Raw genomic sequence first — 23,123 nt, 5'->3', positions numbered from 1 at the left:
CCTGCGCGTTGAAAGTGTTAGCGTATTCCCCGCGTTTTTCTTTGTAACAAGAAAGCTCAGACTAGTCGTCAACCTGTTTATGGCACACAAAGCCCCCAATGCTGATGGGCAGTTGGCCCCTCAGGAGAGAGCACTATGCATCGAACGAAAATTTCCGCAGCACTGGCCATGATTTCCGCCGCCACACTCGCTACTTCGCTGGCCTACGGCGCGACCGCCATTCCATTGCCTGCCAGTGCGCCTGCCGACAAACCGATCGGCAAGCTCGAACAGGTGCATGCCTTTTATGACGCGATGCCTACCGGCGTGACGGTGACTGAAACCGGACGGATCTTCGTCAATTTCCCGCGTTGGGGTGACAAGGTGCCGTTTACTGTGGGCGAGATTCGTGACGGCAAAGTGGTTGCCTACCCCGATCTGGCGGTCAACAAGGAGAACCCCAAAGACCCTGGCGACGGGCTGATCAGCGTGCAGAGTGTGGTCGCCGATGGCAAGGGTCGTGTCTGGCTTCTGGACACGGCCGCACCGGGCTTTGCGTCTCCGCGTCGAGGCGGCGCCAAACTGGTTGCGGTGGACCTGGCCACCAACCGGATCGTCAAGCGCCTGGTGTTTCCGGATAACGTCATCTTGCCCGGCACCTATGTCAACGACATGCGCTTTGACTTGCGCAAGGGAGCGGAGGGGACGGTCTATGTAACGGACTCATCCTTGAGCGGGCCGGGCGCGATCATTGTCATGGACATTGCCAGCGGCCACGCCGTGCGGCGCTTGAACGGGGCACAGGCTACGTCTGTCGATCCGGCTTTCGTTCCCGTCGTCGAAGGGGTTGCTGTGCTGGGCGATGGCCCGAACGGAACGCGCAAACCGGTCGGCGTCGCCTCGGACGGCATTGCGTTGTCGGCAGACGGCAAGACACTGTATTTCTCGCCGTTGTCCAGCCGTCATCTGTATGCCGTGGCCACCGAGTTGTTGAACGACAGCAAGGTCAGCGAGCAGCAGTTGGCAGCGGCGGTGCAGGACCTCGGGGAAAAAGGCGCTTCGGATGGCCTGGAGGCTGATGCCAAAGGCGCGGTATACGCCGGCGACTACGAGCATAATTCGATTCGCAAACGCCTGCCGGATGGCACCTGGCAAACGGTGGCACACGATCCGCGCATGCTGTGGCCTGACACCTTGTCGATCGGCCCGGATGGCTACCTGTACTTCATCGTCAACCAGTTGCACCGCCAGGCTAACTTCAACGCCGGCCACGACAAGCGGGAAAAACCCTACAGCCTGCTGCGTTTGAAAATAGACGCGGCGCCCGCACCCACCCATTGATCGAATCGAATACCGGAGCATCGATAATGAACGCACCTGCAAAGCCATTGGCCTTGATGGCAGTCCTGAAAGCCAGTGCCGGCAAAGAGTCGGCCCTGAAAACCGCATTATCGGCACTTGTGGAGCCGACCCGGGCGGAGCCAGGCAATATCGAGTACACACTGTTCGAAGCGCGCGATGAGCGCGGCACGTTCTACATGCGTGAATGCTTCAAGGATCAGGCAGCACTGGACGGCCATGTCGCCACGCCGCACTACCAACAGTTCGCGGCAGTCAGCGGCGAGTTGCTGGCAGAGCCGCCGCAGCTGATATTCCTGGATCAGGTATCGAGCTGAGTGTCCGAAAGGGCCCGGTCAGTCCGGGCCCATTCGCAGTGAGTTGATCAGTTCTGCGAAAGGGATGATAACGCACCGGACAGCGCAGCCACCCATTGCACAGCCAGCAAGATCACCAATCCCTTCGGCGCCCGCCGAATGAACCAGTACACCGTATTGAGCACCGCCGATATCAGATTGGCGAACCACAGTGCGGCAGCTGCAAGCACTCGATTTATTTGAGGCCAGTCGCCGTCCAGATTCAGAAAAAAGATAGCGATACAAACGCCAATAGCCATAAAAGCAATTGAGGCAAAGGCAATGTACCTGCTCAGGTAGAACGAGCTGAAGGGCATGCCCGTCTGGTTTTCCAATCCAGGGTAGGGTGCTGCAGGCATATCCATAAAGGCAGGGTGAATGGCTTTGTGAGGTGTCGCCTGGACGCCTGCGTGAGGCGCGGACGGTTCCGACTCAAGAAGACGGGTTTCAGGCTTTACTGAAGGTGGCGGACGGGCTTGATCAGATGCGTCATCCGGATGTGTACTGTTCATGGTGTTCGCTTCCTTTGCATGCTGCAGAGGTTATAACGAATGATTGGCGAATACGAGCCAGGGTAACCATGTCGGTTCGAACAGCAGACACGTCCTGCATCTGCTGTCCCGTTGCCTTAGAAAATATTGATCGGGTAACTCACGATCACCCGGTGCTCATCGGAATCACGCTGGCTGGCGAATTCGGTGCGCAGTTGCGCGTGGCGTAGCGCGATGCTGAGGTTTTTTGCCGGGCCGGACTGCACCACATAACTCAGGGTCACGTTGCGTTCCCATTCCTTCTTGTCGCCGTCGGACGTCTGGATGTTCGAGCCGCTTTCATACATCGCCAGGAAGTTCAGGCCGGGGACGCCCAGTCTGGCGAAGTCGTAGCCATAGCGAACCTGCCAGGTACGCTCTCCGGCACGCTGGAATTTACCGATCATTGACTCGGTCATGAAATAGGCAGTCGAGCCGTCACCCTGATTCAGCCAGACCGCGTCACTGTCGCCGGTCACGGCCTGGTAACCCGCAGCGAACGTATGGCCATTGATCAGGTAAGTGAACTGGGCGCTGGACAGGCGGCTGTCGACTTCACCCTTGGTGACGCCGTTGCCGTAATAACCTACTGTGTAGAACGCTGGGTCGTGACCGTTGGCACCGTCCGAGCGGTTGTCGAAATGGCGCAGGTCGGTGCGCAGGGTGCCTGGACCCAGTTGCATGTCGTATTTCAGGCCCAGAAAGTTCTGTTTGTAGAAGTTTTCCAGGTTGCCGTAGTAGTACTGCAAGGTCAGGTCTTTGGTCGGTTTGTAATCGACGCCTGCATAGTAGAACTTGTTGACGAACTCGCCGGTCAGCGGGTTGTTTGCACCCGGAATGGACATGCCCATCTGATTGGTCGAACCACGGCCCATGACATGTTCCAGCTGGCCTGCCGTGAACGTGAAGTCCTTCAGGTCGCCAGACTGAATCTGCCCGCCACGAAAAGTCTGTTGCAACATGCGGTCGGTGGACATTACCACCGGCAGCATCGGCACCAGCGTGCCGTATTTCAGTTCGGTCTTGGAGACGCGTGCCTTGAGCGTCGCCCCCAGGCTGCTGAACTCGTCGACCGCACGACCGTCGCTGTCCGTGGGGAAGATATTGCCGTTGAACGCCGTGCTTTGCGGGTTGTAGTGACGGCCTTTGCCCGAGTCCAGACGAATGCCCAACTGGCCGAGTGCGTCGACACCGAAGCCCACTGTACCCGGCGTGTAGCCTGACTGGTAGTTGAGCATGAAGCCCTGGCCCCACTCCTGCGTGTAGTTCGGGTCGGCAGCGCCGCTGCGATTGTCTGCGTTACTGAAAAAGTTGCGCGCGAGAATGCTGGCCTTGCTGTCCTCGAGAAAACCTTCGGCGTAGCTCTGCTGAGCGATCAGCAGACCACAAAAGCCCGCAACGAAAGGGGTGGCGCGATTGATACGCTCCATCGGGTTCATCCTCATGCTGTAATTAAGTGTTTTTTGAGAGGCAGAATCAGGCGGCAGTCAGGTTTCTTGTTGTTTTTCAGGAGCAGGTGTTGCAGATGAGTTCGTTGCAGGCGTTGTTGCACCGGGTACCCTATGAAGGGTGACGCGAGGCAGACGATGCAGCACCAGCAGCGCGAGCACGCCCAGCCCGGCGCATGTCAGCAGCCCAGTGCCTACCGCCTGGGCGAGGGCGGTGCGGGCTATCAATTGCGCGGCATCGACATCGGCGGACGTGTGCTGCAGCAGAACCTGAGGGTCGGCCAGGCGCGCTAGGGCCGCCGCCTGACCTGCTGCGTTCAGCGCACTTTTCAGGTTGGCGACATACAGCACCTTGACCAGCACGCCCATGGCCGCCGTGCCCAGCAAACCGCCGACCAGTCGCAAGGATTGGGTCAGCGCCGTGGCAATGCCGAGAAATTGCCGTTCGGCGAGCGTCTGGGTGAACACGGTCAGGTTGAGCAGAATGAAACCCAGCCCCAGCCCCGCCAGCAGAATGAGCCCCAGCAAGGTGCTGAACCCGGCATGCAGCCCGACCAGTGCCAGGGCAATGCAGGCGACTGACAAGGCCGCGAACCCGGCGACCGGCAGCCGGTTGGGGTTGGCCATGCGTGTGACGATCCGGCTGTTGACGATGGCGCCCAGCGTAATGCTCAGCGCCAGCGGGGTAAGCAGTAACCCGGCGTCTTTTGGCGAGTAGCCGTAGCTGCCCTGCAAGAGCAGCGGCAGGTAAAAAAGAAGGGTGAACATGATGGCGCCGGCCAGCAGCGACATGATGAACAGCAGGCGGATGCTGCGGTTGGAGAATAGTCCGGCGGGGAGCAAGGCAAAGGCACAACGGCGCTCCTGAAACCAGAGCCCGGTCATGGCGACGAGGGTTACAGCGCCACAGGTCAGACTGATCGACAGGGAGCGCTGGCCCAGCCATTCGACGAACAGTTGCAGGCTGCCCAGCGTCAGTACGATCAATAAAGCCCCGAGCCAGTCGAGCCGGATCGCACCGGCAGAATGGGCTCGATGCCCTTGCGGGCGATACCACGGCAGAAAGCGCCAGGCAAAAAACAAGGCAACCACGCCCAGGGGCAGGTTCAACCAAAACACCGAACGCCAGCCAAACTCGCCGGAAAGATAACCCCCCAGCCCCGGACCGATGGCATTGACCACGCTGAACATGGCGCTCAGCAACACCTGCCAGCGCAACCGCTGGCGGGTGTCGGGAAACAGCTCCGGCACACAGGCAAAGGCGGTACCGATCAACATGCCGCCGCCCACACCTTGCAAGGCTCGCCCGATCACCAGCACCAACATGCTGTCTGCCAGTGCGCAGAGCAGCGAGGCCAGCGTGAAGATGACTGTGGCGGCCAGCACGAACGGTTTGCGCCCGTAAAAATCGCCCAGCCGGCCAAAGATCGGGATGGTCACGATAGAGGCCAGCAGATAGCCGGTGGCGACCCAGGCGTACAGCTCGAAACCGTTGAGCTCGGCGACAATGCTGGGCAGTGCGTTGCCGATGACCGTCTGATCCAGCGCGGAAAGGCCCAGCACCAGTGATATGCCAAGCATCGCCAACAACGCCTGTTTGAAGGTCAGGGCTGGATGGCTCGGCGTTGTCATGTCGAGGTGCTCAGCGCAACGCAGCGACAGCAGTCGCCATGCGCGCGCAGCCGTCTTCAAGGGTTTCCAGTGCTGTAGCCGTAGACATCCGGAAAAACGGTGCCAGGCCATAGGCGGTGCCTACGACAACGGCCACGCCCTGACTTTCCAGCAGGTAGAGCACCACGTCGGTATCGGCTTCCAGAAGCGAACCTGACGGCGTGGTTTTGCCGATCAGTGCCCCGCAATTGACGTAGAGATAGAACGCGCCTTGCGGCTTGATGCAGCTCAGGCCTTCAATGGCGTTGATCAGCTCAAGGCAACGATCACGGCGCTGTCTGTAGACCTTGACGCTGTCGCTGACAAAAGACTGGTCGCCGTTCAGCGCGGCTACTGCGGCGGCCTGGCTCACCGAGCAGGCGTTGCTGGTGGACTGCGATTGCAGGGTCGCCATCGCCTTGATGATATCGTCGGGGCCTGCGGCGTAGCCGATGCGCCAGCCGGTCATGGCGTAGGTTTTCGACACGCCGTTGATGATCAGCACGCGTTCACGCAGCGCCGGCTCGACAGTGAGCAGGTGGCTGAGTGGGGCGTCGTCGTAGCGTATGTGCTCGTAGATGTCATCGGTCATGACCAGCACGTGCGGGTAATCAAGAAGTACGTCGGCCAGCGCGCGCCATTCGGATGCGCTGTAGGTGGCACCGGTCGGGTTGCTCGGCGAGTTGAGCAGCAGCCAGCGGGTGCGCGGCGTGATCGCATTGCGCAGTTGCGTGGCAGTCAGCTTGAACCGGTTTTCTTCCGGGCATGCCAGGGTCACAGGGCGACCATCGCAGGCCAGGACCATGTCCGGGTATGACACCCAGTAAGGCGCGGGAATCAGCACCTCATCGTCGACACCCAATGTCGCCGCGAATGCATTGAAGATGGCCGCCTTGGCACCACTGGTGACCACGATCTGGCCTGGCGCATAAGCAAGGCCGTTTTCACGCTGCAGTTTTGCGGCGATAGCCTCGCGCAGCGCTGTGGTGCCAGCGTTCAGCGTGTAGCGCGTTTCACCGTTCTCGATGGCGGCACAGGCGGCCTGACGAATGTGCGCCGGCGTGTCGAAGTCCGGCTCGCCAACCACCAGATTGATGATCGATTTGCCTGCGCGCCGCAGTTCATTGGCCCGATCGGCAGCGGCGCTGCTTGGCGACGGTTTGATGCGGAGCACGCGGGCAGCGATGCGAGATGCGGTCACGTTGGCATTCCTCGTTGATGGCCTTGACGGGGAATACGTTACGAGCCAGCGAGGCGCGCGCCATAAGACGAGTTCGTTCTGGGTTGATAGGCAGCGCTTATGACCGCAGATGAACCAGCGTCGCACCAAAAGCGGGCGGGCAATGGTTGCAGGGGGATCAGCGCCTGACAAACCCGATCAGCGGCAGCTGACATAGCAATTGCTTATGCCTGGTTTTTTCAGGGCTGGCCTGGGTCTTGCTGAACCCTGTATGTCGTGACTCTGGAGTGCAGCACCTTGAACCTTCGCCGTTTGAAATATTTCGTGAAAATTGTCGACATTGGCAGCCTGACCCAGGCCGCCGATGTGCTGCACATCGCACAACCTGCGCTGAGCCAGCAGTTGGTGACGCTGGAGGCCGAGTTGCAGCAACAGTTATTGATCCGCACCAAGCGCGGTGTCATCCCGACCGAGGCGGGCAAGGTGCTGTACGGGCATGCTCAGGTGATCCTGCGCCAGTGCGAGCAGGCGCAGAGTGACGTCAACGCCAGCGGTCTGGCGTTATCGGGGCCTGTGTCGGTAGGGCTGGCACCCGGCACAGCCGCTTCGACGCTGTCGCTGCCGTTGCTCAAACGCGTACGCGAGCGTCATCCGGGCATTCTGCTGTACCTCAATGAGAACTTTGGCACCACCCTCAGCGAGTTGATCATGAACGGGCGCATGGACATGGCCGTTCTCTATGGCGGGCGCGAGGTGCATGGCCTGAGTTTCGTGCCGTTGATACGCGAGCAGTTGTACCTGGTGAGTGCCGAAGAGGCGCTCCAGGGGCGCGAGGAAATTCCGCTCAGCGAGCTGGCCGATATCGACCTGCTGTTGCCGCGCACCTACAACACTGTCCGGCGTCTGGTGGACGAGGCATTTGTGCGTATCGAGCGCAGTGCCCGGGTGGTGGCAGAAGTCGAATCTTCGACGACGCTGGCCGCAGCAGTGGCCGATCGATTCGGCTCGACCATTCTTCCCGAGTCTGCTGCACGGGTGCTGGCAGACACGCATGCGGTCAACCTGAGTCGCATTGTCGAACCCGAGATCGAAGCACCTCTCGCGCTGTGCCTTTCCGGGCACTTGCCGCTGTCGGTTCCGGCTCAGGCGGTCAAGGCGATCCTTCTGGAACTGGTCGCAGAGATGCGCGGCAACCGCCGCGCGCAATGATCCCGACGTCATAAGGGGCGCTTATCACCCCACAGTCAAACCGTCTTGGCGGTCAAAAACCTGCCTCGTTACATTGCCCTCAGCCACATTTCATTTGCCAGGCAAGGGCTGTTGCATGAAACCGGAACGTATCAAAGCACTTATCGACCTGATGGCCGAATCGGACCTGAGCGAACTGAGCCTGTGTGAAGGCGACGCGCAGCTGCGTTTACTGCGCGAGCCCGTTCAGGTCGCCAACCGCGTCAACCCGGCTGTTGCGACAGCGCAGACGACGCCCGCCGCGCGCCCTGTTTCTGCGGCTCAGGCAAGTACGACAGCCGCCGTGCAACAGACACAGGCCTGCGCTTCGCTATACGGGGTGTTGCACCTGACACCGGCACCCGACCAGCCACCTTTCGTCGAGATCGGCACGTCCGTCGAGGTGGGGCAGACCTTGGCCGTGGTCGAGGCCATGAAGATGTTTCATCCGGTGCAGGCTGAAGCGGCAGGGGTGGTGAGAGCCATTCTGGTTGCCAATGGCGAAGAAGTTCAGGCCTGTCAGGCGCTGTTCAGCATTGCGTGATGGTCTTGAGTTGCCTTGCCGACCGTCTTGCGGGTTCACCGATCAGGGGGTTTTGATGTTCGATAAAGTGTTGATCGCCAATCGCGGCGAAATCGCCCTGCGCATCCAGCGAGCCTGCAAGGGCCTGGGCCTGCGCACGGTCGCGGTGTATTCCGAAGCGGATCGCGATGCCGATTACGTACAGCAGGCCGACGAAGCACTGTGCATTGGCCCTGCTGCCGCAGGGCAGAGTTATCTGAATCAGGCGGCCGTGCTCTATGCCGCGCAACTGACCGGTGCTCAGGCGATCCATCCCGGTTATGGATTTCTGTCTGAAAATGCCGCGTTCGCCGAACGCATCGAACAGGCTGGCCTGACCTTCATCGGCCCCAGCGCTGCGTGCATTCGGGTCATGGGCGACAAGGTCGCAGCCAAGCGGGCGATGCGCGAGGCTGGCGTGCCGTGCGTACCCGGTCCGGACACCAGCATGCCCGACGACTCGCAGAGCATTGTGCAAATCGCTCGCGACATCGGCTACCCGGTCATCGTCAAGGCCGCAGGCGGCGGCGGAGGGCGGGGCATGCGCGTGGTTCAGGAAGAGTCTCAGCTGCTCGATGCAATTGCGCTGACCCGCGAAGAAGCCCGACACGCCTTCGGCAATCCCGAGTTGTATATCGAGAAGTTTCTGGGCCAGCCGCGTCATGTCGAGATTCAGGTGTTATGCGACGCCTACGGCAATGCTGTCTGGCTTGGCTCGCGGGATTGCTCGATGCAGCGCCGCCACCAGAAGGTCCTTGAGGAGGCGCCTGCGCCCGGCATCGACGCGGCATTGATGGGCAGAGTGGGCGAGCGTTGTGCACAGGCCTGCCGCCAGATCGGCTATCAGGGTGTCGGCACGTTCGAATTCCTGTTCGAAAAGGATGAGTTCTATTTCATCGAGATGAACACCCGCCTGCAGGTCGAGCATCCGGTAACGGAAATGACTTCCGGTATCGACATTGTCCAGCAGCAGATTCGCATGGCGATGGGCGAGCGCCTGAGTTTCAGTCAGGCCGACGTACGCGTGTCGGGCCATTCGCTGGAGTGCCGGATCAACGCCGAGGACCCGCGCAGCTTCATGCCGACGCCGGGGCTGGTCACCCGCTGGCAGATCCCCGGTGGTTTCGGCGTGCGGGTCGATTCGCATGTCAGCCACGGCTACCGCGTTCCGCCTTATTACGATTCGATGGTGGCCAAGGTCATCACCCATGGCGCCAGTCGCGACGAGGCGTTGGCACGCATGCGCCTGGCACTGAGCGAAATGCACGTCGAGGGGATCTCCACCAACATCCCTCTGCATCGCGACATTCTGCAGGACCCGGTGTTCTGCAAGGGTGGCATGGACATTCATCACCTGGAGCGCTGGTTGCAGACAAGGAGGCACCCATGACCATCCTGCAGACGCCGAATGTGCCAAGAATTACCTTGCTGGGCACCACCGCGTTGCTGTTCGAAGCACCCGGCGAGCTCGACCTGGCAACGCACCAACGGATATGGGCGCTGGCCCGTCTGAGCAAGGACTGGCCCCAGGTACGCGAAGCAGTGCCGGGGATGAACAATCTGATGCTGACCTTCGCTGCGCCACCGCGGGATCTGGCCGGTCTGAACACCCGCTTGCTGGAGACCTGGGAACAGTGCCAGCCGCTGCCGTTGCAGGGCCGGATCATTGAATTGCCGGTGGTGTACGGCGGCGATGGCGGCCCGCACATGGCTGATGTCGTCGCCCATACCGGGCTGGATATCGAAACCATCGCCAATCTGCACTGCGAGCCGCTGTACCCGGTGTACGCCTTGGGCAGCCATCCGGGTTATTGCTACCTGGGCGGCATGGACCAGCGCCTGGCGACGCCGCGGCGCAAGGTGCCGGTACTCGATATCGGTGCCGGGTCGGTCTCTATCGGTGGCGTTCAGACAGGTATTTCCGCCTCGGCCGGCCCCAGTGGCTGGAACACCATAGGACGCACGGAGATGGTGTTTTTCGATGCGGGTCAGCAGCCTCCGGCGCTGCTGCAACCCGGCGATCAACTGCGCTTGCGCATCGAGAGGATCATCCGATGATCGAAGTTATCAGCGCTACCGCACTGGCGACCGTTCAGGATCTTGGGCGACACGGCAGCCTGGGTTACGGCGTCGGCACGTCCGGCGCAATGGACACGCTGTCACTGCGGCTCGGCAACCTGTTGCTGGGCAACGATGAAGACGCGGCAGGTATTGAAATTCCGCTGTTCCCGTTTGAAGTGCGGTTTGTCGATGACTGCACCTTCGCGATCACCGGGGCCGCCTGCGGTGCGTCGCTCGATGGTCAGCGGCTGCCGGGTAACTGGGTCGCTCAGGCACGCAAGAATCAGGTGTTGCGGCTCAATTACCCGACAATGGGCAGCCGCGTGTACCTGTGTCTGGCCGGTGGCGTCGATGTGCCGGTGGTACTGGGCTCGCGCAGCACGCAATTGCGTGGGGCTTTTGGGGGCTGGCAGGGCCGTGCGTTGCAGCAGGGCGATGTGATTTCTGCAGGCGTTGCCAATGAGCCGCGCGCCAGTGATTTCGGTGTGCAATCGTCCGTGGCGGCCTTGCCGTTGCTGCTCGACGGGTTGCCCGCCATCCGGGTGCTGCCGGCTGCCGAGTTCGACTGTTTCAGTGCCGAGGCGCAAGCAACGTTTTTTGCCGGCGAATGGAAAATCACCACGCAGAGCAACCGTTATGGTTACCGCATGGAGGGCACGCCCTTGCTTGCGCGCGAGGCGCTGGAAATCCGCTCTCACGGCATCGTGCCCGGTGTGATTCAGGTGCCCCACGGCGGGCAGCCGATCGTGCAGATGCGTGATGCCCAGCCCAGTGGCGGTTATCCCAAGTTTGCCACGGTCATTGAAGCCGATCTGTGGCGCCTTGGTCAGGCACCGATCGGCAGCAAGGTGCGTTTTGTGCAGTGCAGTTACGACGAGGCGGTCGAGGCGCTGGCCACCAATCACGCTTTCATCGAAGACGCCCGGCGCATGCTCGCGCTGCGCAGCCTGCAAGGACATCGCTGATGAACATCAAAGAGATTCGCCAGCTGGCAGCATGGATTCGGGACGCCGGGCTTACTGTACTGGAACTGAAACGCCCGGGGTTCGAGCTGTTGATCCGCCGTGGCGAGCCTGTGCAGGCCTGTGCTGCGCCTTCTGCGCCACCTGTTGCCGCTGAACAGTCGGCGCTGACTGCGCATGTGGTGAGTGCCGATAACCCCGGCGTATTTGTCTCGAGTCATCCCGATGAACGCGACAGCTACGTGAAACCCGGCGATGCAGTGGCTGCAGGGCAGTTGCTTGGGCTGTTGCGTATCGGTCTGCTGTATCTGCCGGTGCGCAGTAACCAGGCAGGGCGCGTACTGCGCTTCCTGGCTGACGAGAACGAACGCGTTGGTTATGGACAGCCGCTGATTGAACTGGAGGAACATGACCATGCGCATTGATCTGAATGCTGATCTGGGCGAGGGCTTCGGCCCTTGGACCATGGGCGAGGACGAGGCGTTGATGCCATTGATCTCCTCGGCCAACGTCGCCTGCGGCTTTCATGCCGGGGATCCGCTGATCATGGACAGCACGGTGCGCCGCGCCAAGGCGCTGGGCATCGATCTCGGTGCGCACATCGGTTTTCCTGATCTGCAGGGGTTCGGCCGCCGCAGGATGAACATCGAACTCAAGGAGTTGTGCGCCATTGTGGTGTATCAACTCGGCGCGCTGGCGGGCCTTGCAGCCGCTGCCGGATACCGCGTCACGCACATGAGTTTTCACGGTGCGCTGGGCAATATGGCCGCAGCCGATGCCGAACTGGCCGGGCCTTTGGTCAGGGCGGTCGCAGCTTTTGATCCGCAGTTGATCATCAGCTCATCCAGCAGCGCCGCCATCGAGCAGGCCGCCGAGGCGTGCAACCTGAGGGTGGCGACGACCTTTCTGGCTGACCGCGCTTATGACGAAAACTGTCTGCTGGTGCCGCGTGGCATTGCCGGTGCGGTGATCAAGGACCCGGAGCAGGTCCGGGCCAGGGTTGCGCAGCTGCTGCAGGACGGCACGGTCACGACCCTGAGTGGCAAGCGTGTGGCGGTCAACGCCCAGTCGATTCTGTTGCATGGCGACACGCCGGGAGCGGTGCAGCTGGCGCGCAGCATTCGCCAGAGCATCGAAGAGCAGGGCGGTGTCATCACCCCGGTTTCACAGCTGCTCGGGTCATAAGCGCAGCTTATCGCCACACAACCATTGTGTCTTGGTCGCTGCCCATGACGCTGGTTAAAGTCCAGTACAAGGCGATCAGCATTAATAACCAAGCGGCTGATCGACGCTTATTCAAGGAAACCCCGACATGCCATTTTCCGATTACAAAACCGCGCTGGTCACCGGCGCTTCTTCAGGCATTGGAGAAGCCGTCGTCGAGCGGCTGTGTGCCGAAGGTCTGCAGGTCCATGCGCTGGCGCGCAGTGCCGACAAGCTGGCAGCACTGGCGCAGCGCACCGGATGTATCGCGCACGCTATCGACGTGACGGATCTGGCCGGCCTGACGGCCCTGTTCCAGGCCCATCATTTCGATGTCGTGGTCAACAATGCCGGCGTCGACCGTCCTGGCTCGCTGCTCAAGGCGGACGCCGAAGGGATTGATCTGCTGGTCGATGTGAACCTGCGCGCTGTGTTGCAGATCGCCAGGCTTTCGTTGCCGGGGATGGTCGAGCGTGATCGCGGGCACATAATCAACATCAGCTCGATCGCTGCGGCCTACAACTTCGGTGGCAACTCGACGTACCACGCGACCAAGGCTGCGGTGAGCATGCTGTCCCGGCAGTTGCGTATCGATGCCTTCGGCAAGCGCGTGCGGGTTACCGAAATCTGCCCGGGGCGCGTGGCGACGGATATCTTCGCCCACGTGCATGGCGACTCCGAGGAAGTGCGCAAGCGTTTCATCGAGGGCTATGAGCTGCCGGTGGCCAAGGACATTGCTGATGCGATCGCCTATGTGATTGCCGCGCCCATCGCAGTCAACATCGGCCACATGGAGATCACCCCGACGTTGCAGGTGCCCGGCGGACTGTCGACCGCACGCCCGCAGGACTACGAAGGCTGAGACCGCGTCTTCAAGCGCTGTACCCATCACGAGAGCGGCACCAGCCGCCATGCGATACCCGCGCCAGACCCACTGGCGCCTTGCTTCTGCCCTGGCTGAATGTCTATGGGAACAACCATGACGAGTAAATTCGATCTTTCAGCGATCCTGCAGGGCGAGTACGCCGAGCTGATCGTCAAGGGCATAGAAACGACCCTGCAACTGGCCTTGGTTGCCTGGTGCCTGGCCATGGCGATTGCCCTGCTGCTGGTGTCGATTCGCCTGACTGGCAACAAGTACGCCGAACGCCTGGTGGCGGCCTATGTGTCCTACCACCGCAATGTGCCGACGCTGGTGCAACTGATGCTCTGGTATTTCGGTATCCCCACCTTGCTGTCCGAAAGCACTCAGATCTGGCTGGCCAACTACAGCACCGAGTACCTGTTCTCGGTCATCGCGCTGGGGCTTTGCCAGGCGGCTTATTTCAGTGAAGACATCCGCAGCGGGTTACGCGCGATTCCAGCCGGGCAAGTCGAAGCGTCGCGCGCCCTGGGCCTGGGCTATGTGCGTTCGATGCGCTACGTGATCCTGCCGCAAGGGGTTCGCAACTGCCTGCCGTCGTTGATCAATCACACGGTCCTGCTGTTCAAGAACACCAGTCTGGTGATGGCCATCGGCGTGGTGGAACTGACTTATGCCACCCGCGAGGTCGAGAACTACACCTTCCGCACCTTCGAAGCGTATCTGGTCGCAACCGTGGTCTACCTGGCCATTTCCTTGATGCTGATGGGCCTGGGCGCGTTGCTGGCCCGGCAGTTCAGCAAAGCCATGGCGAGGTAGGCGGCGATGTTCGATGTATTCACGATTGTTCGCGATAACTGGACCTTGCTGCTGGTCGGTCAATACCCCCATGGCCCGATGGGCGGCCTGATTTCGACGCTGATGCTGGCCGCGCTGGCCCTCTTGCTGGCCTTTCCGCTGGGCCTGCTGCTGTCGCTGGCGCGCGTGTCGCCGTGGCGCTGGCTGCGCTACCCGGCGACGGTCTGGGTCTATGTGATGCGCGGAATTCCGCTGCTGATGGTGATTTTCTGGACCTACTTTCTGGTTCCTTTGCTGATCGGCCATAACATCACCGGCTTCACCACCATGCTCTGCACGCTGGTGGTCTATCAGAGCGCCTATCTGTGCGAAATCATCCGCGGCGCCATCCAGGCGCTGCCCACCGGTCAGTACGAAGCTTCCCGCGCACTGGGCATGGGCTACCTGCGCACCACGGTCTGGGTGATCCTGCCGCAGGCGCTGTACAACGCGTTGCCGAGCCTGATCAGCCAGTTCATTTCGATCATCAAGGAAACGTCGCTGGGCTACGTGATCAACGTCCAGGAAGTAACCTTCGCCGCCAATCAGATCAATAACCAGCTGCTGACCAAGCCGTTTCAGGTGTTCTTCATCCTGGCGATCACTTACTACGTGCTGTGCTACGGCCTGACCCGTCTCGCCGCCGTGGTGGAGCAGCGTATTGCCCGCAAACGCGAAGGCGATGTATCGCCTGTGCCCGTTGCCCGGCCTTTGACTACCGATAACTGAGGGTTGCCCAATGCATCCGATGATCATGTTTTCCAGGATCAACAAATGGTATGGCGAGTACCAGGCCCTGACCGATATCACCGCCGAAGTGCAGCGCGGCGAAGTGGTGGTGCTGTGCGGGCCTTCAGGCTCGGGCAAGTCGACGCTGATCCGCACCGTCAATCGTCTTGAGGACGTGCAGCAAGGCCAGATCCTGTTTGATGGCCGTGACGTCAATGGCACCGACGCCAACGTCAACCGGCTGCGCAGCCGCGTGGGGTTTGTGTTCCAGAGCTTCAATCTGTTTCCGCATCTGTCGGTGCTCGACAACATCATCCTGACCCCGACCAAGGTCCGCGGCCTGAAGAGCAGCGAAGCGCGCGCCCGCGCCATGGAGTTGCTGGATCGGGTAGGGCTGGCACACAAGGCCGGTGCCTACCCTGCACAGTTGTCCGGTGGCCAGCAGCAGCGTGTGGCGATTGCCCGCGCGCTGGCCATGGAGCCGCCCGTCATGCTGTTTGACGAGCCCACCAGCGCACTCGACCCGGAAATGGTCGGCGAGGTGCTCAGTGTCATGAAAGGCCTGGCCAAGGAGGGCATGACCATGATGTGCGTCACCCACGAGATGAATTTTGCCCGGGAAGTGGCCGACACCATCTGGTTCATGGACGCGGGGCAGATCCTCGAAAAATCCAGCCCTGAGGTGTTCTTTCAGCAACCGAGCCATCCGCGTGCCCAGCGCTTCATTGCCGACCTGCGCAGCCATTGAGCGCAGGCACTGATTTCAGCGAATCACCCAATTCATTTCCAGGAGTCTCACCATGCGTATCAAGTCTGTACTGGCTGCACTGGCGTTGTCGCCGTTGGCTGTTTCGGTGGTCCATGCCGATCAGCTCAGCGATGTGATGAGCAAGAAAAGCCTGAGCTGTGGCGTGTATGCCGACGTTCCGCCGTTCTCGGCACCAGACCCTGAAACCCGCGAACTGGTGGGCATGGACGTCGACCTGTGCAAAGCCCTGGCCAAACACATGGGCGTGGAGCTGGAACTCAAGCCGCTGTCGGTCGAAGCACGTATCCCGGAAGTCAAAATGGGCCGCGTGGACGTGATTTTCGCCAACCTTGCCTACACCAAGAGCCGTGCCGAGCAGATTCAGTTCAGCGACCCTTACTACATCGCCAAGGAAACACTGGTAGTCCGTGCCGCGAATGCCGATCAACCGAAATCGTTCTTCAAGGGCAAACGCATCAGTTCGACTAAAGGCTCTACGTCCGAGCAGTCGATCCGCCTGGCTGACGCAACGCCAGTGACCTTTCAGGACACCGGCTCTGCCTACATGGCGCTGCAACAGAACAAGGTGGTGGGCCTGGTGACCAACACCATGACTGCGATCAAGCTGGTAGGGCAGGCCAAGGCCGGCGGCGTGGAATTGGCAATCGCCAAGGAACCGATGGCGCTTGAGCCCATTGGTGCCGGCATGCGCCAGGGCGAACCGGCCTTTCTGGCGAAGGTCAACGAATCACTGCGCGAAATGGAAGCCGCAGGCGAAATCGACGCAATCTGGGCGCACTGGATCGGCCCGAACACCGAATACAAGATGGTTCGCGAAGACAAGGTACAAAGCCTCAGCGAATTGAAGTTCGACCCGTTGCCCTGATCAACGGCATGAAGCCGAGCAAAAGGTCGGCTTCATGCAAGACCACACGATGGATTCCCGCCGCAACGGCACCATCGCGTCTTGATCAGATCTTGATATTTCCTTGATGGTTTATTAACAGCCGAGGTTCAGAGTTCTACCGACAGTATCAATCGTCGGCATGACCCCTTGTGGGCGTCTCAGAGGACAAAATGTCTGATCGCTCAGGTTCGGTTTCTGCATCGGCAGTCGGCGCTTCACTCTCCCGAAACAGACGTTTCGGCGTATCCCCGGCTTGGCTGGTTCCGCTGCTTGCTGCCTTGATAGGCCTGTCGCTGCTGATCGGCAGCACACTCTCCAAAGGCCCGAGAATCTTCATCACCTTCCAGAGCGCCGAGGGGCTTGAAGCTCAAAAGACGAGGGTCAAGGTCAGGAATGTCGTGATCGGCGAGGTATCGGCTGTGGTCTTGAACAAAGACCGCACAGGCGTGGTGGCGACGGTGGATCTCGATGCCGACGCCCGTGCGTTCACTGCCGAGGATTCCCTGTTCTGGGTGATGCGCCCGCGTATAGGCGCCACCGGTGTGTCGGGCGTGGATACCTTGCTTTCCGGGCCATTTATCGCGGCGGACAGCGGCACGTCCGGGCGTACGAAAAAACACTTTGTCGGTCAGGAAACTCCGCCACCCATTACCTACGGCATAAAAGGCACACGTTTTACCCTGCACGCCGGGGACCTGGGCTCACTGGAGGTGGGGTCTCCTGTGTACTACCGACGTATTCAAGTCGGACAGATAGCGGCCTTTCATTTATCCGATGACGGCAAGGGCGTGGATGCGGAAGTTTTCATCAATGCGCCCAACGACAGGTTTGTGACCACCGATACGCGCTTCTGGAATGCCAGCGGCATTGGCATGACGGTGGACGCCGATGGTCTGAAAATAAAGACTGAATCAGTCTCGACGATACTGGCGGGAGGGGTGGCCTTCGTCGAGCCGGATTACAGCACGAAGGCACCCAGGGCTGCAGAGCATGCACGCTTTACGCTGTTCGACGATCAGCAGAAGGCGCTGTCGCCGCCCGACGGCGAGCCGGGTTACATCCGCATGATCTTCAGTCAGTCGCTGCGTGGTCTTGAGGTCAATTCACCGGTCGAGTTCATGGGTATAACACTGGGGCGAGTCGTCTCGGTAGACCTGGACTACGACGCGGCCAGCCAGTCGTTCACCAGTATTGTCGGGGCGGTGATTTACCCGGATCGCCTGGGTATGGCCAATGAAAAAATCGTAAAGACATTGGGCGTTACCGACGATGCACGTACGGCACAGTTGATAGCCGACTTCGTCAAGCGAGGCCTGCGTGCGCAGCCTCGCAGCGAGAGTCTGCTGACCGGACAGCTGTATATTTCCCTGGGTTTTATCGCTGACGCTGCGCCGGTACCGTTCGATGTCAGTGCGCAGCCGCTGATAATCCCGACCGTGCCGGGGGAGCTTGAAAAGATGCAGGAGCAGGTACAGCAGATCATCGACAAGGTCGGCAAAGTGCCGGTGCAGGAGATCGCCGGCAACCTGAATGGCAGCCTTGACGAGGTGCAGAAAACGTTCAGGCTTTTCAACGCGCAGGTGATGCCTGAGCTGCACGGCGTTCTGGAGCAATCCCGAAGCACGATGGACGTCGCCGGCGCAGCGCTCGACGAGGACTCGCCTGTGCGTCAACAGATCGACCGGACAATGGATGAGGTTCAGCGCATGGCCCGCTCGGTACGGGTCCTCACCGATTACCTGAGCCGCAACCCCGAAGCCTTGATCCGTGGCCGCACCCGGCAGGATCCACCGGGTGTCTACCAGAGGCCCGCGCCTGTTCAGCAGGCCGATTAAGCCGAGCCGGGCGGCTTCAATACCTCGGTTTGACCGCCTTCCAGTCCGGATTGTACTTCTGCATCTGCTTCACATCATCGCGCTGCCGGATGCCACAGCTGTGGTACTGATCATTGAGTTTGCCGAGCTGGTCGTAGTCCAGTTCCAGCCCCAGACCGGGTGCGCGGGTGATGCTGACACAGCCGTCGACAATCGGCAGTTTGCCGCCCTTGATGACTTCCTCGTCCGGTTCCTGCCACGGGTAGTGCGTGTCGCAGGCGTAGTCCAGATTGGGCACCGACGCTGCGACGTGGGCCATGGCCATGAGGCTGATGCCCAGATGCGAGTTGGAGTGCATCGACACGCCCAGGCCAAAGGTGTCGCACATCTTCGCCAGCGCCTGAGTGTCGCGCAGGCCGCCCCAGTAATGGTGGTCGGCGAGCACGATCTGCACGCTGTCCAGTGCCACGCTGCGGCGGAACTCGTCGAAATCGGTCACCACCATGTTGGTCGCCAGCGGCAGTCCGGTGCGTTTGTGCAATTCGGACATGCCGTCGAGGCCGGGCGTCGGGTCTTCGTAATATTGCAGATCATCGCCCAGCAGTTCGGCCATCCGAATCGAGGTCTCCAGTGACCAGTTGCCGTTGGGGTCGATGCGCAGCGGGTAACCGGGGAAGGCTTTTTTCAGCGCCTTGATGCACGACACCTCGTGTTCCGGCTGCAGTGCACCGGCCTTGAGCTTGATGCTTTTGAAACCGTAGGCGTCGATCATGCGCCGGGCCTGGGCGACGATCTGCTCTTCGCTGAGCGCTTCACCCCAGCTGTCGGGCGCGTAAGGCGCATCGGCATGCTGCGCATATTTGAAGAACAGATAGGCGCTGAAGGGTATCTGGTCACGAATGGCACCGCCAAGCAGGTCCACCAGTGGCAGGTTCATGGAACGTGCCTGCAGGTCCAGAAACGCTACTTCGAACGCAGAATAAGCATTGCTGACCGCCTTGCTGGCGTGTGAGCCCGGCGCCAGTTCGGCACCGGCCAGGCTGGCAGGCTTATGCGCCGCCACGGTCGCCTGCACGATGCTGCGCAGCTGATTGAGGTTGAACGGGTCGAGCCCGATCAGCTGGGTCTGCACCTGTTGCTGAATCGCCAGTGCCGGGGCATCACCGTAGCTTTCACCGAGGCCGATGTAGCCGTTGTCGCTTTCTATCTCGATGATCGAGCGCAGGGCGAAAGGTTCGTGAATACCACTGGCGTTGAGCAGTGGCGGGTCGCGAAAGGCGATAGGGGTCACGGTTACACGGATGATTTTCAAAGGGCGGTCTCCCGGAGGTCAGGGTTTGAGGCTGGAAGGGGTGCCATTGACGGCAGGGCTGAGCGCTGCGGGCCGCTCAGCCCTGGACGGGCGGCCGCGGTCACCTCGTGGCGTAGTGCGGGCGAAGAAGATCACCACGGCAGCGAGCAGCGATGTCGCTGCCAGGCCATACAGACCGCCCTGAATCGAACCGGTGGTCTGTTCCAGAAAGCCGAACGTGGTCGGTGCGACGAAACCGCCCAGGTTGCCGATGGAGTTGATCAGCGCAATGACCGCAGCAGCAATGCGTGCATCCAGATAGCCTTGAGGGATTGGCCAGAACAGCGCAGACGCGGCCTTGAAACCGATTGCCGCGAAGCAGATGGCGACAAAGGCGAACACCGGACCGCCCACGGTGGACATGAACATGCCGGCGGCGGCGATGACCAGGGTCACCGCTACCCAGGCCTGCTGGTGCTTGAAGCGTGCGGCCAGAGCTGCGAAGCCGTACATGGCCACGATAGAGATGATCCACGGGATCGAATTGAACAGCCCGACCTCGAAATCGCTGAAACTGCCCATCTTGCGGATCATGCTCGGCAGCCAGAAGGTGGCGCCGTAGATGGTCAGGGCCACGGAAAAATAGATGAAGCAGAACAGCAGGATCTGCCGGTCCGCCAACAGTCGGAATACCGAGGGTCTGACGGTTTGTGCTGCTTCGCGCAGCCGTTGCTCTTCGGCGATAGCGGTGCTGAGCGCGGTTTTTTCTTCGTCACTGAGCCAGCGGGCTTCGTGAGGATGTGATTGCAGCCAGAACCAGACGAAACCGCAGAGCACGATAGACGCGAAGCCTTCGATCAGGAACATCCACTGCCAGCCATGCAGGTTCAGGCCCTCGAGGCCAAGCAGGGCGCCGGACACCGGTCCGGAAATCACCGAGGCTATCGCCGAGCCGCTGAGAAACAGCGCCATGGCTTTGCCGCGGTCACCGGAAGGCAGCCACTGGGTGAAATAATAGATGATGCCGGGGAAGAAGCCGGCTTCGGCAGCGCCCAGAATGAAGCGCAGCACGTAGAAGCTGGTTTCGCCCTGGACGAACGCCATGGCCATGGCGGCCGCTCCCCAGGTAAACATGATGCGGGTCAGCCAGGCGCGGGCGCCGTAGCGCTGCAACAGCATGTTGGAGGGGACTTCGAACAGTGCGTAACCGACGAAGAACAATCCGGCACCCAGCCCGTAAGCTGCTGCGCCGATACCCAGATCGGTTTCCAGATGGCTGCGTACAAAACCGATATTGACCCGGTCGATGTAATTGACGATGAACATCACCACGAACAGCGGCAGCACGTGGCGTTTCACCTTGGCGGCCGCACGGGCAAGCACCGTGGCGTCCGTAGTACCAGGGACGGTATTCAAGAGGCGACTCCCATTCATTGTTTTTTTGGGGATGAGTCGATCATGGAGGCGTGTATTATTCCTGTCCAATCCAGCTTTTGACTTGATTGATACCCATATTGTATTGATCGCTGTGCTTCTGTGCGGTGCTGGGCACCTTCGGTATGATTTATGGAACCCGTGCAGAGTGGGTGCATTTTCAGAGCACAGAATCCAGTGCCGGAGTGCTTGATTGAATCGCTGCCTGTCAATCGGCGCTTACAGTTTCTAGCCGAGTGTAAGTTTCATTGCCAAGTCCCTGTATCTTCCGTTAGTCACTCCACCTGTCGGATATAACGACCCCTGTAAGCGGCCGTCTTGCCCAGGTATGTACATAAGCTAGTCTTGCAATAATGGCCTCCGGTCATCTCTGTCGGCGTCGTGCGCTTTGCTGATAATTAGTTATCCAGCTTATTTCGTTGAAAACGGAGCGTTAGACATGAATATGAAATTCAAGAACGCGTCAGCATGCCTTGTGATGATGACTGCTTTGATGGGCAATACCTACGCAGCGACCAGCGCATGCCCGGCAGTCAAAAACATAACTCAAACCTCCGAGGATTGGGGCTACTCCTACAAAGCTGCTGACCCTTCTGGGCAGCACTGGAGTGGCGAAAACCCTTTGGCTACGGAAGCAGACCTTGAAAGTGTTCACTTTACACTGGCCGGTATCCGCAATAACGATAAGGGTTTTTTTGTCGCGTGTGATTATGAGGGAGCGAGTGATAAAGGATCGAAGGATGCGGGGTTTAGATTAATACTTAAAACTCCGTCGGAGCCCAAGACTGTCGGGAGCAGTTGGAAAGACAAAGAATGTAAAGCCGCTGACCCAACACGCTGTACGTTTGAATAATACGTTTGAATAATCAAAGGTTCAAAGACGTGTCAGCTATGGGCGTCTTTCCCTTTGCTTTGTCAAACGGCGCACTGGGTTGCTCGAGCAGTTACTGTACTCTGTGTCAGTGACTTGATTGATACCGGGAGTGGATCAATGTTCGAGCTTTCCCAACTGCGTTGCTTCACCACGGTGGCCACAGAGCTGAATTTTCGCCGTGCCGCCGAACGGCTTAACATGACGCAGCCGCCGTTGAGTCGGCAGATTCAGATACTGGAGCACAACCTAGGCGTAGAACTGTTCACCCGCAGCACTCGCAGTGTGGCACTGACTGCCGCGGGCAGGGCCTTTTTCATTGAGGCGCAGACCTTGCTGGAGCGCGCGCAGCAGGCGGCCATTTCCGCGCGGCGCTTTGCCGAAGGTGACATCGGCTCGGTGACTATCAGTTTTGTCGGCAGCGCGGTGTACGAGTTTCTGCCCAGGGTGATCGCCGAGGCGCGCCTCAAACAGCCGCAGGTGAAGATTTCCCTGACGGAAATGAATACCTATCAGCAGCACGAAGCACTCAGGGCGCGGCGCATTGACCTGGGCATCGTGCGGGCACCGTTGTTTCAGCCGGGTTACGAGAGCGAATGCCTGGTACGCGAGCCGTTCGTGCTGGCCGTGCCGAGCAATCATCGCCTGGCGCATGCCGATTCGGTGGCGGTGGCCGATCTGGATGGCGCACCGTTCCTGATGTATTCGCATTCGGCGTATCCACCGTTCAACGAACTGCTGACCGGTATGTTTCGCTCCGCACGAGTTGCACCGGAGTATGTCCAATGGCTTGGATCGTCACTGACTATTCTGGCGTTGGTCAACGCCGGAATGGGCCTGGCTTTGGTGCCGCGTTGTGCAACCAATGTGGTGTTCAAGGATGTCGTGTTTCGTGACATTGACCTGGGCGAAGGCGTGCAGAGCGAGTTGCACCTGGTCTGGCGTACCGACAATGACAATCCGGCGTGCCGGATGCTGCTGCAAGCCATTCGGGCGGCCGTCAGGGCAGATGAAAATTGAAGCGAAAAACCTTGCAACGTAGTGGCATCAACTATCATTCATTCAGTCGATAGTCATCATCAAGCAAGGCAAGTTCTGTTTTTCCGGCAAAGGAGGAGGATGGCGCCATAGCCA

The 23,123-nt window shown here is 60.1% G+C and carries 23 protein-coding genes; 17 read left to right on the top strand and 6 right to left on the bottom strand.

Annotated elements, in window-relative coordinates; genetic code table 11:
* Nucleotides 1–135: 135 nt before the first annotated feature.
* Nucleotides 136–1,320 carry an L-dopachrome tautomerase-related protein gene (locus tag KUIN1_RS14145; protein ID WP_011267915.1) on the top strand — a complete coding sequence of 395 codons (1,185 nt, stop codon included), beginning with the start codon at nt 136–138 and terminating at the stop codon, nt 1,318–1,320.
* Nucleotides 1,321–1,346: 26 nt separating this feature from the next.
* A complete protein-coding gene (locus KUIN1_RS14140; protein WP_058399020.1) occupies nt 1,347–1,655 on the top strand; it encodes a putative quinol monooxygenase in 309 nt (102 codons plus the stop codon).
* Between the two features lie 47 nt (nt 1,656–1,702).
* Here KUIN1_RS14140 and KUIN1_RS14135 read toward each other — a convergent pair whose 3' ends face one another.
* From KUIN1_RS14135 to KUIN1_RS14120, 4 genes are all read right to left on the bottom strand, one after another.
* Nucleotides 1,703–2,185 (bottom strand): hypothetical protein, encoded by a 483-nt coding sequence (locus KUIN1_RS14135; RefSeq protein WP_058399021.1) that lies wholly within the window; start codon nt 2,183–2,185, stop codon nt 1,703–1,705.
* A gap of 116 nt (nt 2,186–2,301) precedes the next feature.
* Complete coding sequence (locus KUIN1_RS14130) at nt 2,302–3,633, bottom strand: OprD family porin (RefSeq protein WP_024638125.1); 1,332 nt, start codon at nt 3,631–3,633, stop codon at nt 2,302–2,304.
* Between the two features lie 57 nt (nt 3,634–3,690).
* Nucleotides 3,691–5,283 carry an MFS transporter gene (locus KUIN1_RS14125; RefSeq protein ID WP_110393049.1) on the bottom strand — a complete coding sequence of 531 codons (1,593 nt, stop codon included), beginning with the start codon at nt 5,281–5,283 and terminating at the stop codon, nt 3,691–3,693.
* Nucleotides 5,284–5,293: 10 nt separating this feature from the next.
* Entirely contained in the window at nt 5,294–6,502 is a 1,209-nt protein-coding gene (locus KUIN1_RS14120; protein ID WP_152092060.1) for an aspartate transaminase, read from the bottom strand.
* A 276-nt stretch (nt 6,503–6,778) separates the two neighbouring features.
* Here KUIN1_RS14120 and nac point away from each other — a divergent pair, with 276 nt between their 5' ends.
* The 13 genes from nac (at nt 6,779) to KUIN1_RS14055 (ending at nt 18,414) form a co-directional block, all read left to right on the top strand.
* A complete protein-coding gene (nac, locus tag KUIN1_RS14115; protein WP_122249234.1) occupies nt 6,779–7,690 on the top strand; it encodes a nitrogen assimilation transcriptional regulator NAC in 912 nt (303 codons plus the stop codon).
* A gap of 115 nt (nt 7,691–7,805) precedes the next feature.
* Nucleotides 7,806–8,252 carry an acetyl-CoA carboxylase biotin carboxyl carrier protein gene (locus KUIN1_RS14110; RefSeq protein WP_096126808.1) on the top strand — a complete coding sequence of 149 codons (447 nt, stop codon included), beginning with the start codon at nt 7,806–7,808 and terminating at the stop codon, nt 8,250–8,252.
* A 55-nt stretch (nt 8,253–8,307) separates the two neighbouring features.
* A complete protein-coding gene (accC, locus tag KUIN1_RS14105) occupies nt 8,308–9,660 on the top strand; it encodes an acetyl-CoA carboxylase biotin carboxylase subunit (protein WP_152092059.1) in 1,353 nt (450 codons plus the stop codon).
* Nucleotides 9,657–10,328 carry a 5-oxoprolinase subunit PxpB gene (gene pxpB / locus KUIN1_RS14100; RefSeq protein ID WP_152092058.1) on the top strand — a complete coding sequence of 224 codons (672 nt, stop codon included), beginning with the start codon at nt 9,657–9,659 and terminating at the stop codon, nt 10,326–10,328. Before accC ends, pxpB begins: the two co-directional genes overlap by 4 nt.
* On the top strand, nt 10,325–11,296 hold the full coding sequence (locus KUIN1_RS14095) for a biotin-dependent carboxyltransferase family protein (RefSeq protein WP_060409626.1): 972 nt from the start codon (nt 10,325–10,327) through the stop codon (nt 11,294–11,296). Before pxpB ends, KUIN1_RS14095 begins: the two co-directional genes overlap by 4 nt.
* On the top strand, nt 11,296–11,718 hold the full coding sequence (locus KUIN1_RS14090; RefSeq protein WP_152092057.1) for a biotin/lipoyl-containing protein: 423 nt from the start codon (nt 11,296–11,298) through the stop codon (nt 11,716–11,718). Before KUIN1_RS14095 ends, KUIN1_RS14090 begins: the two co-directional genes overlap by 1 nt.
* Nucleotides 11,708–12,478, top strand: coding sequence for a LamB/YcsF family protein (locus KUIN1_RS14085; RefSeq protein ID WP_152092056.1), 771 nt, complete (start codon nt 11,708–11,710; stop codon nt 12,476–12,478). Before KUIN1_RS14090 ends, KUIN1_RS14085 begins: the two co-directional genes overlap by 11 nt.
* Nucleotides 12,479–12,605: 127 nt before the next feature.
* Nucleotides 12,606–13,358, top strand: coding sequence for an SDR family oxidoreductase (locus tag KUIN1_RS14080; protein WP_024643282.1), 753 nt, complete (start codon nt 12,606–12,608; stop codon nt 13,356–13,358).
* A gap of 117 nt (nt 13,359–13,475) precedes the next feature.
* Complete coding sequence (locus KUIN1_RS14075; RefSeq protein ID WP_024643283.1) at nt 13,476–14,177, top strand: amino acid ABC transporter permease; 702 nt, start codon at nt 13,476–13,478, stop codon at nt 14,175–14,177.
* A gap of 6 nt (nt 14,178–14,183) precedes the next feature.
* The gene (locus tag KUIN1_RS14070) at nt 14,184–14,924 is read left to right on the top strand and encodes an amino acid ABC transporter permease (protein ID WP_103377798.1); all 741 of its coding nucleotides are present in this window, start codon (nt 14,184–14,186) and stop codon (nt 14,922–14,924) included.
* 19 nt (nt 14,925–14,943) lie between these two features.
* Nucleotides 14,944–15,672: an amino acid ABC transporter ATP-binding protein gene (locus tag KUIN1_RS14065; protein ID WP_024960952.1), complete on the top strand. Its 729-nt coding sequence runs from the start codon at nt 14,944–14,946 to the stop codon at nt 15,670–15,672.
* 52 nt (nt 15,673–15,724) lie between these two features.
* Complete coding sequence (locus tag KUIN1_RS14060; protein ID WP_003401080.1) at nt 15,725–16,558, top strand: ABC transporter substrate-binding protein; 834 nt, start codon at nt 15,725–15,727, stop codon at nt 16,556–16,558.
* 191 nt (nt 16,559–16,749) lie between these two features.
* On the top strand, nt 16,750–18,414 hold the full coding sequence (locus KUIN1_RS14055) for a PqiB family protein (protein WP_152092055.1): 1,665 nt from the start codon (nt 16,750–16,752) through the stop codon (nt 18,412–18,414).
* Between the two features lie 16 nt (nt 18,415–18,430).
* Here the strand turns inward: KUIN1_RS14055 and KUIN1_RS14050 are convergent, their stop codons facing one another.
* Both KUIN1_RS14050 and KUIN1_RS14045 read right to left on the bottom strand, forming a co-directional pair.
* The gene (locus KUIN1_RS14050) at nt 18,431–19,705 is read right to left on the bottom strand and encodes a glucarate dehydratase family protein (protein WP_104684235.1); all 1,275 of its coding nucleotides are present in this window, start codon (nt 19,703–19,705) and stop codon (nt 18,431–18,433) included.
* An 18-nt stretch (nt 19,706–19,723) separates the two neighbouring features.
* The gene (locus tag KUIN1_RS14045; protein WP_060400281.1) at nt 19,724–21,067 is read right to left on the bottom strand and encodes an MFS transporter; all 1,344 of its coding nucleotides are present in this window, start codon (nt 21,065–21,067) and stop codon (nt 19,724–19,726) included.
* A gap of 490 nt (nt 21,068–21,557) precedes the next feature.
* Between KUIN1_RS14045 and KUIN1_RS14040 the strand changes: the two genes are divergently transcribed.
* Nucleotides 21,558–21,971, top strand: a complete 414-nt coding sequence (locus tag KUIN1_RS14040) for a DUF3757 domain-containing protein (RefSeq protein ID WP_024643289.1) — start codon at nt 21,558–21,560, stop codon at nt 21,969–21,971.
* A 138-nt stretch (nt 21,972–22,109) separates the two neighbouring features.
* The gene (locus KUIN1_RS14035) at nt 22,110–23,009 is read left to right on the top strand and encodes a LysR substrate-binding domain-containing protein (protein ID WP_011267910.1); all 900 of its coding nucleotides are present in this window, start codon (nt 22,110–22,112) and stop codon (nt 23,007–23,009) included.
* Nucleotides 23,010–23,123: the final 114 nt, after the last annotated feature.

This window comes from Pseudomonas sp. KUIN-1, assembly GCF_009176725.1.
GTDB classification, from domain to species: domain Bacteria; phylum Pseudomonadota; class Gammaproteobacteria; order Pseudomonadales; family Pseudomonadaceae; genus Aquipseudomonas; species Aquipseudomonas fragariae.
The sequence above is the reverse complement of the archived record's forward strand: the minus strand, read 5'-3'. Positions and strand labels throughout refer to the sequence as shown.

Excerpts from the sequence above, each read along its gene's own strand:
- KUIN1_RS14145 (WP_011267915.1), top strand. The coding sequence starts at position 136 with ATGCATCGAACGAAAATTTCCGCAGCACTGGCCATGATTTCCGCCGCC.
- KUIN1_RS14140 (WP_058399020.1), top strand. The coding sequence starts at position 1,347 with ATGAACGCACCTGCAAAGCCATTGGCCTTGATGGCAGTCCTGAAAGCC.
- KUIN1_RS14135 (WP_058399021.1), bottom strand. The coding sequence starts at position 2,185 with ATGAACAGTACACATCCGGATGACGCATCTGATCAAGCCCGTCCGCCA.
- KUIN1_RS14130 (WP_024638125.1), bottom strand. The coding sequence starts at position 3,633 with ATGGAGCGTATCAATCGCGCCACCCCTTTCGTTGCGGGCTTTTGTGGT.
- KUIN1_RS14125 (WP_110393049.1), bottom strand. The coding sequence starts at position 5,283 with ATGACAACGCCGAGCCATCCAGCCCTGACCTTCAAACAGGCGTTGTTG.
- KUIN1_RS14110 (WP_096126808.1), top strand. The coding sequence starts at position 7,806 with ATGAAACCGGAACGTATCAAAGCACTTATCGACCTGATGGCCGAATCG.
- accC (WP_152092059.1), top strand. The coding sequence starts at position 8,308 with ATGTTCGATAAAGTGTTGATCGCCAATCGCGGCGAAATCGCCCTGCGC.
- pxpB (WP_152092058.1), top strand. The coding sequence starts at position 9,657 with ATGACCATCCTGCAGACGCCGAATGTGCCAAGAATTACCTTGCTGGGC.
- KUIN1_RS14095 (WP_060409626.1), top strand. The coding sequence starts at position 10,325 with ATGATCGAAGTTATCAGCGCTACCGCACTGGCGACCGTTCAGGATCTT.
- KUIN1_RS14090 (WP_152092057.1), top strand. The coding sequence starts at position 11,296 with ATGAACATCAAAGAGATTCGCCAGCTGGCAGCATGGATTCGGGACGCC.
- KUIN1_RS14085 (WP_152092056.1), top strand. The coding sequence starts at position 11,708 with ATGCGCATTGATCTGAATGCTGATCTGGGCGAGGGCTTCGGCCCTTGG.
- KUIN1_RS14080 (WP_024643282.1), top strand. The coding sequence starts at position 12,606 with ATGCCATTTTCCGATTACAAAACCGCGCTGGTCACCGGCGCTTCTTCA.
- KUIN1_RS14075 (WP_024643283.1), top strand. The coding sequence starts at position 13,476 with ATGACGAGTAAATTCGATCTTTCAGCGATCCTGCAGGGCGAGTACGCC.
- KUIN1_RS14070 (WP_103377798.1), top strand. The coding sequence starts at position 14,184 with ATGTTCGATGTATTCACGATTGTTCGCGATAACTGGACCTTGCTGCTG.
- KUIN1_RS14065 (WP_024960952.1), top strand. The coding sequence starts at position 14,944 with ATGATCATGTTTTCCAGGATCAACAAATGGTATGGCGAGTACCAGGCC.
- KUIN1_RS14060 (WP_003401080.1), top strand. The coding sequence starts at position 15,725 with ATGCGTATCAAGTCTGTACTGGCTGCACTGGCGTTGTCGCCGTTGGCT.
- KUIN1_RS14055 (WP_152092055.1), top strand. The coding sequence starts at position 16,750 with ATGTCTGATCGCTCAGGTTCGGTTTCTGCATCGGCAGTCGGCGCTTCA.
- KUIN1_RS14040 (WP_024643289.1), top strand. The coding sequence starts at position 21,558 with ATGAATATGAAATTCAAGAACGCGTCAGCATGCCTTGTGATGATGACT.
- KUIN1_RS14035 (WP_011267910.1), top strand. The coding sequence starts at position 22,110 with ATGTTCGAGCTTTCCCAACTGCGTTGCTTCACCACGGTGGCCACAGAG.